We start from the raw sequence: 12,271 nt of genomic DNA, 5'->3' as shown, positions 1-12,271 counted from the left end.
CAGTAATACAGCGAACTGAATGCACATCTCAGACCTTCCAAACAGGTTCTCGTCCGTCAGTCTAGCAACCATATCGAGAAGAATCCTCCGTGTGGGACCAGAAAGAACGGACGACTTATCTATAAGCTTGTTCGAAGGGATGGGACGTATACCTGCTGACTTCTCACCTCGAATGCGGGCCGCCAATGCTTGAGCCGCAGGTGGATACATGGCAAGAATCTCGTCTGCGTTGGCACCTATGGCTGGAGAAATCTCACGCATAACGCTAATTCGGCTGCGGCAAATGAAGCCACGCTCCGAGGAAATTTATGTGCATTGGTGAGCTCCGTACTTTTCCTGAAAATGCGCCATGCGCACCTCTTCCGTTGTCTGTGCATCCTGGCCTTTTGCCGCACCTGCGTACTTGCGTGCCCAAGCTCCTGCCCCACCCTTGCTCGTCTTCGGGGGCTGTGCTGCAGCTTTCACAATCTGAATCAGCAATGTGGAACCCATTTCAGCCACGATACGCAGACTGTCGCCTTGATGTAAATCAAGGCTGCGCATCTGTTCGGCAGGAATCTGTTTGGTGATGGTCATGACGAGGATTTCCTGCTTGAGCATACCTCAGACACTCCGGATTCCAATCCCAATTCCACAGCTTGACGCCCACGCCCCCCGCCATGGGATCATCTTGATCCCCGAGTGGGCGTGGCGAGGCGGTAAGGGATCCAGTCGACACCCCTCCCCTCATTCATTTTTGCGAATGCCTCATTGCGAATTGTCATTCAGGCGAGCATAGGTTTAAATTTACCCTCTTAACCATAACCCAGCCACTCCCCTCTCCCTCCCAGTCATGATTGATGTTCAGGAACTCACCAAGCAGTATGCCGGACGCACTGCGGTGAACAACATCTCCTTCCATGTGGAACCGGGGGAGATCGTGGGCTTTCTGGGCCCGAACGGAGCTGGAAAATCCACCACGATGCGCATCCTCAGCGGCTACATGCCGGCCACCTCGGGGCGGGCCACCGTGGGAGGGTTTGACGTCTTTCACCAGTCCATCCAGGTGCGCCAGTCCGTGGGCTACATGCCGGAAAATGCCCCGCTCTACATGGACATGCGGGTCAAAGAGTACCTGAAATTCCGCGCCGAATTGAAAGGGCTCTCCGGCCTGACCATGCGCCGCCGCATCGGTGAGGTCATGGAGCTCACCGGCGTCACCGACATGCGGAAGCGCCTCATCGGCAATCTCTCCAAAGGCTACCGCCAGCGTGTCGCGCTGGCGGACGCCCTGGTGCACAAGCCCAAGCTGCTCATCCTCGACGAGCCCACCAACGGCCTCGACCCCGTGCAGATCCGCCACGTGCGCGATCTCCTGCGCAATCTCAAGGCCAAGCACACCGTGCTGCTTTCCACGCACATCCTGCATGAAGTGGAGCAGACCTGCGACCGCGTGATCATGATCCATCAGGGCCGCATCCGCGCCAATGACACCCCGGCGAACCTCACGCGCCAGCTGCGGTCCACCACGCTGCTGCATTTGGAAATCGAAGGCACCGGCAATCTGGCGGAAAAACTCGCCGCCATCAGCGCCGTGCGCAAGGCCACCGAGGAGGATCTCCTCGTTCATCCCTGGCGGCGCTTCACCCTGCGGGTGGAACCCGATCACGACGTGCGCGATCAAGTGATGGAACTCGCCATGAAGGAAAAATGGCGCATCCGCGAGATGCACCTCCAGCTCCCAACCCTGGAGGATGTCTTCGTCGAACTTTCCATGAACGCGGGCCCCCCCACCGACATTCCCACCCACGTCCTATGAGGATATTCTGGATTCTGCTCAAGAAAGAACTGCACTCCTTCTTTGTCTCCCCCGTCGCCTACGTGGTGCTGGCGCTGGTCATGGTGCTGAATGGTTTCGCCTTTCGCGCGGCCCTCTCCGTGCTGGAAAATGCCCCCAGCGAAGGCTCCATCGTCAGCTGGACCTTTCACGCCATGTGGTTCTGGCTGTCCTACTTCTTCATCTTCCCGCTGCTGACCATGCGCCTCTTTGCCGAGGAGAAAAAGCTGGGCACGCTGGAGACCCTGTTCACCGCACCGGTGCGTGCATGGCAGGTGGTCGGCTCCAAATACCTCGCCGCCGTCATCGTCTACTGCGTGCTGTGGCTGCCCAGCCTGTTCAATTTCAAGTTTGCCCACTGGATCTCCGCCGGACAGGTGGAGCTGCCTTCGGGTGCCATGGCTGGCGCCTACCTCATCCTGGTGGTGATGGGCATGTTCAATCTCGCCGTCGGCTGCTTCGCCTCGTCGCTGACCGCCAATCAGATCGTCGCCGCCATCATCTCCTTCACCCTGAGCCTGATGCATTTCCTGCTGGGCATTTTCATCATGGTCGTGGGCCGCAAGATCTCCGACACCATCGTGGACATCGTCAATTACTTCGCCGCCACGGAGCACATCCGCATCTTCACCGCCGGCCTCATCGACAGCCGTCCCATCATTTACTACCTCAGCATGTCGCTGCTTTTCCTCTCCTTCACCCACCACGTGGTTGAGTTCCGCCGCTGGCGCCCGTGAGCCGATAAATCCAACACCATGCCGGATTCCGAACAGAACAACCCGCCAGCCAGCGCCGCCGCCAAACCCATGCCGAAGCGTTACGGCATCGGCCTGAATGTCGCCATGCAAGTCCTTCTGGCACTGGCGCTGTTTGCGGGTGTCAACCGCCTCAACTACTACCACTACTGGCGCTGGGATCTCAGCCCCAGCCAGGACTACACCCTCAGTCCCGCCACCCTCAAATACCTCGACAGCCTGACGCGCGATGTGCAGATCAACATCGTCTTTGGCCGTGATTCCAAGGTGTATGGCGAAGTGCAGTCCCTCCTGGAGGAATACCACCTGCACGGCAGGCAGCGCATCAAGGTGCGCTCCATTGATCCCGTGCGCGACATCGAGCGCGCGGAGCAGCTCAAGGCAGACACCGGCCTCTCGCTCGCGCAAAACGGCGTGCTCATCCGCTGCGGCGCCAACAAGCGCTTCATCACCGAGGAGGAGCTCGTGGTCCGTGAAAAGGGCACCAGCACCAACAAGCAGATCATCGAATTTCGCGGTGAAGACGCCATCTCATCCGCCCTCATCTCCGTCGTGGAGGGCCGCGTGCGCAAGTTCTACTACGTCGTCGGCAAAGGCAGCCGCTCCGGTCTGGGGCAGAGCGACTCCTACAACGCCGCCATCGATCTGGGCAGGCAGCAGAACTTCGAAGTCATCCAGGTGAATCTCTCCGAGGTCGCCCACATTCCCACGGACGCCGACGGCCTGATGATCCTGGGCTCACGCTACGACTTTTCCGAACGTGAGATCGTCATGCTCAACAATTACTGGCAGTCCAAGCGGGCCGGCATTTTCATCATGCTCGATCCCGGCGGTGAAACCGCACGGCTCAACGCCTTCCTCACCGCCAACGGCCTGCATCCCCGTGGGGACCGCGTTTTGATGGCGGAGAGCACCAGCACCGGCCCCAAGAAGGAATTCACCGTGCTGGGCGAATTCGCCAAGGAGGTCCCCTTCATCCACCATCTGACCTCTTCCGCCATCACTCTGGCCGGGCAGACGGAATCCCTGGAAATCATCCCGGAGAACATCTCGCTCAAGGAGCAGTCCATCAGCGTCAAGCCGCTGATCCAGGCCGCACCGCGCTACTGGGGTGAAAAGCAGTTTCTGGAGGAACTGCCCGTCGCCGACGAGGAGGACACGCTGCCGCCCATCTATGTGGCCGCCAGCATCGAGCGCGGCGCCGTGGGAGACGAAACTCAGCGTGCGGACAGCTCGCGCATGGTGGTGGTTTCCAACGCCACCTTGCTCGACAAGCAGACCATGCTCGCCGTCAGCCGTGACTTCGCCGCCGCCGGGCTGAACTGGCTGATGAACCGCGAAAGCTTCATCGGCATCCCCGCCAAATCCAAACACTCCTACCGCATTCAGCTCACCAACAAGCAGCATGAGCTGATCTTCTGGATCACCTCCATCACCCTGCCGGGCGCCGTGCTCGGCTTCGGTTTCATGGTCTGGGCCAGCCGGCGGGCCGCATGAGCACCGACTTTGACGCATGAGCGCACGCACCACTCTTCTTCTCTTTCTGCTCGTGGCCGCCATGGGCGCCATCATCCTTGGCATCGAGCGTTACTTTCCTGCCGCCATTGATCTGCGTGAAGTCAGACGCGGCCCCACCCGTTTCGAACGGGAGAAAGTCACCCGCATCGAAATCCTCACCGCTGAAAACGTGCCGCTCACCCTTGTGCGTGACGGCAATGCCTGGCGGGTCGAGGCTCCCTATGACGATCTGGCAGATCCGCAGAAAGTCGCCGCGCTCATTCTCACCCTCAATGGGGTCGAATGGATCGAGCGCATTCACCCGGAGCAATTTGATGGCGCTGAGTGGCAGAAAACCGGTCTGGACAAACCCCGCTTCAAAGTGCGCCTCCTCGCCGGAGATGCACCGCTTTACGAATGCTGGTTCGGCTCCCCTGCGGCGGTCGAAAACGGCCTTTACATCGGCATTCCAGACCCCGCCCACAAAGATATCGCGTGGTACCTCGCCAAAAGTGAAGCGCCGATGGTCCTGCAGATTCCCGCCGCCTCCTGGCGCGACCCCAAGCTTCTGCGACTGCCTGCGGAAGTCATCACCAGCATCACCCTGAGCCAGCCCTCCGGGCAGATCGTACTCAGCCGTGAAAATGAGCACACCCCCTGGCTGCTCGAAAAACCGCTCAAAACACGCGGCAGCAAAGAGCGCATCACCGAACTGCTCTCCACCATTCTGAACATCGAAATCACCGAGGCCAAGGACGTCACCGCCACCGCCAAGGAAGACGCGCAGACCGCCCATGCCGATGAAATCAAAGTCACCGTGGAGTCCAAGACACGCGGCAAATCCTACGAGTTCACCGTCAAGAAACCTGCCGATGAGAAACAGGCGGTCACCACCGCCACCACCGCCTATCGCAAACCTGCCTTCACGGTCGTCGCCAAAAACCTCCTTGGCCTCTGGGTCGGTCCCAATGCCCTGCGCGACCACCTGCTGGCGCAGATCGACGGCGAGCACCTGGACTTCATCACCATCACCAGCAAGACCCACCCGGAGATCAATCTGCGCAACGAAGGCGGCTCCTGGTACCTGCAGCGCCATGGCAAATGGGACCCCGCCAACGGCGAACGCGTCTCACGCTGCCTGGACGCGCTCAACAGCTATGAAATCCTCCAGTTCGCCGCAGACTCCGCCGCAGACCTGACTCCCTTTGGCCTGGACGATCCCTTCCAGACCGTCACCTGGACTCCGCAGCGTGAAAAGCCGGTGAAGCTCATGTTTGGCCACAATGCGGAAAGCACGCAGTTCTTTGCCAAATACGACAGCGAGCCCTTCATCTACCGCATTGATGCCTCCCTGCTGCCTTCCCTGCCCACCGACGGCATCAAATGGAAAGGCCTCGGAGCCCTGCGCTTCACCACCTTCGCCCTGCGTAAAATCACCATGGCTCAAGGTGCCTTTGCCCCCACGATCCTCGACTACAACCCCGTCACCGCCGAATGGAAAGCCTCACGCGGCGGCCATGACATCACCGCCGAACTCGACCGCGTCAAAGCCGACCAGCTCGCCGCCGGCCTCTCACGCTTCACGGTGCAGGACTGGGCCGCAGACCGCAGCGATGCGCTGCAGGCCTTGAAAACTCCCTTCCTCACCATTCAGATCGTCCTCGGCGAACCTGGCCGTCTCGACGGCCCCGTGCGTGAGATTGAAATCCTCTTCTCCCCGACCCAGCCGAATGCCAGCACGGCCTTCTACTTTGGCCAGATCAAAAATGATCCCGACATTTTCTACATCACCAACAACGCCCTGCTGCAAATCGCCGGCATCAACATCTTCAAGCCCAAGCAGGCGAAGTAGGGGTGAGAGTGCACTCAGGCAAACTGCTTCGGTGACGCCCCCGTACTTCCATCCCACAGCAAAGGCACCCATCGATGGCGGAGCCATCAAAGCCTGTAGCGAGGGGTTGAGCGGAGCGACACCCCTCGTTCACCGGAATATGCCACTTCCCATGTCCATGCATCGCGTAGCGATGCCAGCACATGCGTCCCATCGCCCCCTTCTTTCTTTGCGCATACGTCATCGCTGAGACAAGTGGCAAACGCTGGGCCAAGCCCGCGCTGGCATCGCTACGCGATGCATGTGCCTGCTTGCGAATGTCGTGCTCTATTACGAGGGGTATCGCTACGCTCAACCCCTCGCTACACGCTGGGATGGCTCCGCCATCCAGAATGCAACAAGGGTTTGCTGGGCATGAACTGAGTCAGCGTCTCTACCGAACACCGGCTCAATCCTTCTTGAACCACCCCTTCACCTTCGTGAAGAAGCCTTTCTTCTCGGCGGTTGAACCACGGGCCGCAGGGTCTGCCGTGGCGACGGGAACCGTGACGGGCAGGCTTTGATCCCAGCCGCCGCCGAGCGCCTTGATCAAGCTGACGCTGGCGATCAAGCGCTGTCCGGCCAGCGTGGCGCAGGCACGCTGGGTGGCAAGCAGCGAGCGGTTCGCCTCGATCACATCCAGATAGGGGCTCGTGCCCGCTTCATAGCGTGCATGCGCGATCTCGGCGGCTTTTTGAGCGCTGTCACGCGCACGGTGCTGCGCCTCGGCTTGAGTGCTAAGATTGCGCAGCGCGGCCAGGGCGTTTTCCACGTCGCTGAAGGAGACAAGCACGGCCTGCCGGTAGTTCGCCAGCGCCTCATCATGCGCAGCACGGCTGCGCTCCGCAGCAGCCCGGTTCTTGCCGCCGGACAGCAACGGCACGCTGATGCTGGGCCCCACGTTCCAATTGAGGCTGCTGACCTCGAAGAGATTGGCCGAGTCACCGCTGAGATAGCCGCCGTGTCCGATCAGCTTGATGCTGGGAAAGAAGTTCCCTTTCACCACACCAATCTGCGCCGTGGCAGAGGCGAGCGCACGTTCGGCAGCGGCCACATCGGGGCGGCGCTCCAGCAGGTCAGTGGGCGCTCCGACGGGAATGGCCGGAGGTGTGGGCAGAAAGCTGGCGTTGCCCCCGAGCTTGAAGGCGCTGGGATTCGTGCCGGTCAGCAGGGCGATGCCGTTTTCAAGCTGGTCGCGCTGATTCTGCAGCGCGCTCACTTCCGCCTCGGCGGTGGCCACTTCCGTCTCTGCCTGCGCCTGCTCCAGTTCGCTGCCTGCACCGGCCTTCACTCGGGCACGGGCGATGTCCAGCGCCTGCCTGCGCCAGCCGACGGCCGCACGCACGGTCTGCAGTTCGCCATCAAGAGCACGAATGCGGAAGTAATTCGTGGCGACATCGGCATGCATGCCGAGCAGCACATTTTGCATCAAGCTGGCGGCGGCAGAGGCATCCGCACGCGCGCTTTCCACCTGACGGCGGATCTTGCCCCACAGATCAAGCTCCCAGCTGAAGTCGAGCGGCACATTGTAGCTCGGCCCAACATAGTGCAGGCCTCCCAGCGGAAAGGCGCTCGGCATGTTCGGCGAGGTGCGCTGCGTGGTGATTACGGAGTTGATGTCCGCACTGGGAAAGAACGCCGCACGGGCGATGCCGGTGCCGGCACGCGCCTGGTCAAAGCGTGCAACCGCCGCCTTCAACGTTTGATTGTGAGCCGTGGCGCGCGCCATGAGATCGTTCAGCCGGGCATCGCCAAACACGCGCCACCAGTCGCCTTTGGGCAGTGAGTCCAGCGGACGTGTTTCACGCCAGCGGATGGCGGATTTGTAGTTCGGTGGTGTCACCGTTTCGGGACGTTCGTAGTCCGGCCCGATTTGAGCGATGGCACTGGTCGCGAGAAGGAATGAGAAGAGGATGCGCATAACAGGAATCAATGAGGGACAGGAAGGGCGTCGACAGGAATCTCAGCGGCAGGAGCAGCGGTCTTTTTCTTGTGCCCCATCATCACCAGGACATAGAACACGGGTGTGAAGAACAGGCCGAGGAAGGTCACCCCGATCATGCCGGCAAACACCGCAGTGCCCATGGCGCGGCGCATTTCAGCACCTGCACCTGTGGAAACAACCAGCGGATACACACCCGCGATGAAGGCGATGGACGTCATCAAAATCGGACGCAGACGCAGGCGGCAGGACTCAATGGCCGCCTCCAGGGGGCTGAGGCCATGATCAAACTTCTCCTTCGCAAACTCCACGATCAGGATGGCGTTTTTGCATGCGAGGCCAATCAGCACGATGAAGCCGATCTGCGTGAAGATGTTGTTGTCACCGCCGGTGATCATCACCCCGGCCAGCGCAAACAGCAGGCACAGCGGCACGATCAGAATGATGGCCAGCGGCAGGCGCAGGCTTTCATACTGAGCGGCCAGCACCATGAACACCAGCAGGATGCAGAGCGGGTAAATGTAGATGGCCGTGTTGCCCGCGATGATCTTTTGGTAGGTAAGATCGGTCCACTCGAATTCGAATCCGCCCGGCAGGCCGTCTTTGGCCAGCTTGGAAATAAGCTCCTCGGCCTGGCCGGAGCTCAGCGGCGGCAGCGGTGCTCCATTCAGGTCCGCCGCAAGGTAGCCGTTGTAATGCGTGACGCGATCCGGCCCGAAGCCTTCCTTCACTTTCACCAGCGAGCCCACGGAAACCATCTCCCCCGCCATGTTGCGCGTCTTGAGCCGCGTGATGTCGCTGGGATTGTCACGGAACTGCTGCTCCGCCTGCGCGACGACCTGGTAGGTGCGGCCAAAGCGGTTGAAGTCGTTCACGTAAAGGCTGCCCAGATTGATCTGCAACGTCTCGAAAAGATTTGCCAGCGGCACGCCCTGAATCTTCGCTTTCTCACGATCCACATCCGCCTCGATCTGCGGCACATTGACGGTGTAGCCGGAGTAAACCTGCGTGAGCTTCTGGGTGCCATAGGAGGCGCCGACGAGCTTCTGCGTGGCCTGATAAAGCGCCGCGTAGCCCTGGTTGCCACGGTCTTCCACCATGAGCTTGAATCCGCCCGTGGTGCCGATGCCGTTGACGGGCGGCGGCGGGAACATCATGACCATCGCATCTTGAATGGCCATGAACTTGCCATTGAGCGCATTGGCGATGGCTCCGCCGCTCAATTCGGGCGTGGTGCGGTCTTCGAAATTATCGAGACCGACAAACACGATGCCGGCATTCGGGCTGATGGTGAAACCTTGAATCGACAAGCCGGGGAATGCGATGGCGTCCTTCACGCCGGGATGATCCATGGCGATCTGGGACATGCGGCGCATGACGTCGTCGGTGCGGTCCAGCGAAGCGCCATCTGGCAGCTGCGCAAAACCGACGAGGTACTGCTTGTCCTGTCCGGGCACGAAGCCCTCTGGCACGATTTCAAAGCCTTTCCACGTCGCCCACACCAGCCCGCCGTAGATGATGACGGCGATGACGCTGAAACGGATGATGCGCTTCACCATGCCGACATACATGTTTGACGACCACTCGAAGAAGCGGTTGAACGGCCGGAAGAACCAGCCAAACAGAGCATCAATGATCTTCGTGAGAATGTCCCGTTTGTCGCCATGACCTTTCAGCAGCAAGGCGGACAGCGCGGGGGAAAGCGTGAGCGAATTGATGGCCGAGATGACCGTTGAGATGGCAATGGTGACGGCAAACTGCTTGTAGAACTGTCCAGTCAGCCCGCTGATGAAAGCGGTGGGAATGAACACCGCGCACAGCACCAGCGCCGTGGCGATGATGGGCCCGGTCACCTCCGTCATGGCCTGCTGCGTCGCCGCCAGCGGCTTGAGGCCGTTGCGGATGTTTCGCTCGACGTTTTCGACGACCACGATTGCATCATCCACCACGATCCCGATCGCCAGCACCAGACCGAAGAGAGACAGGTTGTTGATGGAAAAGCCGAGCGCGTGCATCACCGCAAAGGTTCCGACAAGAGACACCGGCACCGCTGCCAGCGGAATGATCGACGCACGCCAGGTCTGCAGGAAGAGCACCACCACGAGCACGACGAGCAGCAGCGCCTCGATGAGCGTGTGAATGACCGCATCGATGGATTTCTCCACGAACACCGTCGGGTCGTAGGCGATCGCATAATCCACGCCTTCGGGCATTTTCTTCTTCAGCTCCGTCATGCAGGAGCGCACCGCCTGTGAGATGGCCAGCGCGTTCGCACCTGGAAGCTGGAACACCCCCATGCCCACGGCACGCTTGTTGTTGATCAGGGCGCGCAGCGAGTAGTCGCCCGATCCCATCTCAGCACGTGCCACATCACGCAGGCGGAGCTTTTCGCCATTCGGCCCGATTTTGACAATGATCTGGTCAAACTCCTCCTCGCTGATGAGACGCCCCTTGGCATTCACCGTCAGTTCAAACGAGGCTTCTTTGGTCGGCTGCTGGCCGATGGTGCCTGCCGCCACCTGGATGTTCTGCTCGCGGATCGCATTCACGATGTCGCCGGAGGTCAGGCCGCGCGCCGCCGCCTTGTCCGGATCAATCCACACGCGCATCGCATAGTCGCCGCCGCCGAAGATGTTCACCTGGCCGACGCCCGAAAGGCGCGTGAGCTCATCCTTCACATTGAGCGTCGCGTAGTTGCGCAGGTAGATCTCGTCATAGCGTTCATTGGGGGACAGCAGATGCACCACCAGCGTCATGTTGGGTGACGACTTCACGGTGGTCACCCCAAAGCGGCGCACTTCCTCCGGCAGCTTGGGCAGCACCTGGGCCACGCGGTTTTGCACCTGCATCTGCGCCAGATCCAGCTCCGTGCCGATCTTGAAGGTGACGGTCAGCGTCATCACGCCGTTCGCCGTGCTTTGAGACGACATGTAGAGCATGTTTTCAATGCCGTTGATCGTCTGCTCCAGCGGCGAAGCCACGGTTTCAGCGATCGTCTTCGGATTCGCACCCGGGTACGTCGCCGTCACGATGACCGTGGGCGGCGCGACTTCGGGGTATTCGGAAATCGGCAGTTGAAACAGGGAGATCGTGCCGAGGATGAAGATCAGCAGCGACAGCACGCCCGCAAAAATGGGGCGCGTGATGAAGAAACGGGAAATGTTCATGGAAGCGTGGTGGGGTTGTGGCGCTTCGCGGTTACTTGGCCGCCGTTTCCTTGGCTGGGGCGGCCTCCGTGGGCTGCACCGGCATGCCGGGCTGAGGCAGACGCGCCTGCCCGTTGACGATGATCTTGTCCCCTGCCACCAGGCCGCTGCGAATGATGCGCTTGCCGTCGATGTTCGGCCCTAGCACGATCGGCTTGTAAACCGACAGCGCGGGCGTTTTGGATTGATCGATCCCCAGCACAAACTTGTTGGCCTGATCGGTGAGGATGCTTTTTTCATCCACCAGCAGCGCCTTGTACTTGCCCGTCATCGGGATGCGGATGCGTGCGAACAAACCGGGCGTGAGAACGTTGTCGGTGTTCGAAAACTCGGCGCGCAGCACCATGCTGCCCGTGCCTGCATCCAGGCGGTTGTCATAGGACTCAATGTGCCCTTTGTGCGGGAAGTCCTTCTCATTGGAAAGCTGGAGCTCCACCGGCACACGACCGTCGCCGTTGGTGAAGGTCGTCTTGCTGCGTTGCATCTCTTGCAGCTTCAGCAGGCTGTTTTCGTCGATATCCGCATACACATAGACAGGGTCCACGGTGACGATGGTCGTGAGCAGCGTCGTGCCCGCCGTGACGAAATTGCCCGTGGTGGTGATCGCACGGCTGATGCGACCGCTGATCGGTGCTTTGACCGAGCTGTGTTCGAATTCGATCTCCGCGCTGTGCTGTGCTGCCTTGGCGGCCTCCAGCCCGGCTTTCGCCTGCAGGTTCATCGACTCACGCGCCTCCGCCTGCTCTGGGGCGATGGCTTTCGCCGCGAGCAGGGTCTGCACGCGGTCAAACTCCCGCTTCATCGCCATGGCATTCGCCTCCGCCCGCGCCACCTCGGCCCCCGTGGCACGCAGCCGCGTCTCAAACGGACGCTGGTCGATGGTGAAGAGCACATCCCCTTTCTTGACCAAGGCCCCGGCCTGGAAGTGGACTTCGGTGATGTAGCCGGACACGCGGGGCTTCAGGTCCACCGTCTCCACCGGCTCGACGCGCCCCGTGAACTCCTCCCACTCGACGAGTTCTTTCTGCTCAACCGGTGCGAGCGTCACCGGGGCCGGAGGCATCTGACCGCCGCCGTGGCCGCCCGCAGGCGGTTTGCCACAGGCAGCGAGGAGCAGGACGAATGGGAGGAGGGTTTGGAGTTTCACGGGGCGCGTTGGTTTTGGGGTGGGAAGTTGACCAGTTG

Annotated in this window: 9 protein-coding genes; 4 read left to right on the top strand and 5 right to left on the bottom strand. The window is 60.7% G+C overall.

The window, feature by feature from the left end; translation table 11 throughout:
- Both WAW39_RS20270 and WAW39_RS20265 read right to left on the bottom strand, forming a co-directional pair.
- Nucleotides 1-261: hypothetical protein (locus tag WAW39_RS20270; RefSeq protein ID WP_422320982.1), on the bottom strand; the 261-nt coding region annotated here is incomplete at its 3' end.
- 45 nt (nucleotides 262-306) lie between these two features.
- Nucleotides 307-576 (bottom strand): hypothetical protein, encoded by a 270-nt coding sequence (locus WAW39_RS20265; RefSeq protein ID WP_422320981.1) that lies wholly within the window; start codon nucleotides 574-576, stop codon nucleotides 307-309.
- A 256-nt stretch (nucleotides 577-832) separates the two neighbouring features.
- Between WAW39_RS20265 and WAW39_RS20260 the strand changes: the two genes are divergently transcribed.
- Genes WAW39_RS20260 through WAW39_RS20245 form a run of 4 tightly spaced genes read left to right on the top strand, consistent with a single transcriptional unit; the run spans nucleotide 833 to nucleotide 5,920 of the window.
- Complete coding sequence (locus tag WAW39_RS20260; RefSeq protein ID WP_422320980.1) at nucleotides 833-1,798, top strand: ATP-binding cassette domain-containing protein; 966 nt, start codon at nucleotides 833-835, stop codon at nucleotides 1,796-1,798.
- A complete protein-coding gene (locus WAW39_RS20255; RefSeq protein ID WP_422320979.1) occupies nucleotides 1,795-2,553 on the top strand; it encodes an ABC transporter permease in 759 nt (252 codons plus the stop codon). Before WAW39_RS20260 ends, WAW39_RS20255 begins: the two co-directional genes overlap by 4 nt.
- 18 nt (nucleotides 2,554-2,571) lie before the next feature.
- Nucleotides 2,572-4,068 (top strand): DUF7088 domain-containing protein, encoded by a 1,497-nt coding sequence (locus tag WAW39_RS20250; protein WP_422320978.1) that lies wholly within the window; start codon nucleotides 2,572-2,574, stop codon nucleotides 4,066-4,068.
- Nucleotides 4,069-4,084: 16 nt separating this feature from the next.
- Nucleotides 4,085-5,920 (top strand): DUF4340 domain-containing protein, encoded by a 1,836-nt coding sequence (locus tag WAW39_RS20245; protein WP_422320977.1) that lies wholly within the window; start codon nucleotides 4,085-4,087, stop codon nucleotides 5,918-5,920.
- 427 nt (nucleotides 5,921-6,347) lie between these two features.
- On the opposite strand, the gene WAW39_RS20240 is transcribed toward WAW39_RS20245, so the two are convergent.
- Genes WAW39_RS20240 through WAW39_RS20230 form a run of 3 tightly spaced genes read right to left on the bottom strand, consistent with a single transcriptional unit; the run spans nucleotide 6,348 to nucleotide 12,233 of the window.
- Nucleotides 6,348-7,859 (bottom strand): efflux transporter outer membrane subunit, encoded by a 1,512-nt coding sequence (locus WAW39_RS20240; protein ID WP_422320976.1) that lies wholly within the window; start codon nucleotides 7,857-7,859, stop codon nucleotides 6,348-6,350.
- A gap of 8 nt (nucleotides 7,860-7,867) precedes the next feature.
- Complete coding sequence (locus WAW39_RS20235) at nucleotides 7,868-11,047, bottom strand: efflux RND transporter permease subunit (protein ID WP_422320975.1); 3,180 nt, start codon at nucleotides 11,045-11,047, stop codon at nucleotides 7,868-7,870.
- A gap of 31 nt (nucleotides 11,048-11,078) precedes the next feature.
- Complete coding sequence (locus WAW39_RS20230) at nucleotides 11,079-12,233, bottom strand: efflux RND transporter periplasmic adaptor subunit (RefSeq protein WP_422320974.1); 1,155 nt, start codon at nucleotides 12,231-12,233, stop codon at nucleotides 11,079-11,081.
- Between the last annotated feature and the right edge of the window lie 38 nt (nucleotides 12,234-12,271).

It is taken from the genome of Prosthecobacter sp., assembly GCF_049294395.1.
GTDB lineage: Bacteria > Verrucomicrobiota > Verrucomicrobiia > Verrucomicrobiales > Verrucomicrobiaceae > Prosthecobacter.
The sequence above is the reverse complement of the archived record's forward strand: the minus strand, read 5'-3'. Positions and strand labels throughout refer to the sequence as shown.

Coding starts and splice junctions, on each gene's coding strand:
- WAW39_RS20265 (WP_422320981.1), bottom strand. CDS start 576: ATGACCATCACCAAACAGATTCCTGCCGAACAGATGCGCAGCCTTGAT.
- WAW39_RS20260 (WP_422320980.1), top strand. CDS start 833: ATGATTGATGTTCAGGAACTCACCAAGCAGTATGCCGGACGCACTGCG.
- WAW39_RS20255 (WP_422320979.1), top strand. CDS start 1,795: ATGAGGATATTCTGGATTCTGCTCAAGAAAGAACTGCACTCCTTCTTT.
- WAW39_RS20250 (WP_422320978.1), top strand. CDS start 2,572: ATGCCGGATTCCGAACAGAACAACCCGCCAGCCAGCGCCGCCGCCAAA.
- WAW39_RS20245 (WP_422320977.1), top strand. CDS start 4,085: ATGAGCGCACGCACCACTCTTCTTCTCTTTCTGCTCGTGGCCGCCATG.
- WAW39_RS20240 (WP_422320976.1), bottom strand. CDS start 7,859: ATGCGCATCCTCTTCTCATTCCTTCTCGCGACCAGTGCCATCGCTCAA.
- WAW39_RS20235 (WP_422320975.1), bottom strand. CDS start 11,047: ATGAACATTTCCCGTTTCTTCATCACGCGCCCCATTTTTGCGGGCGTG.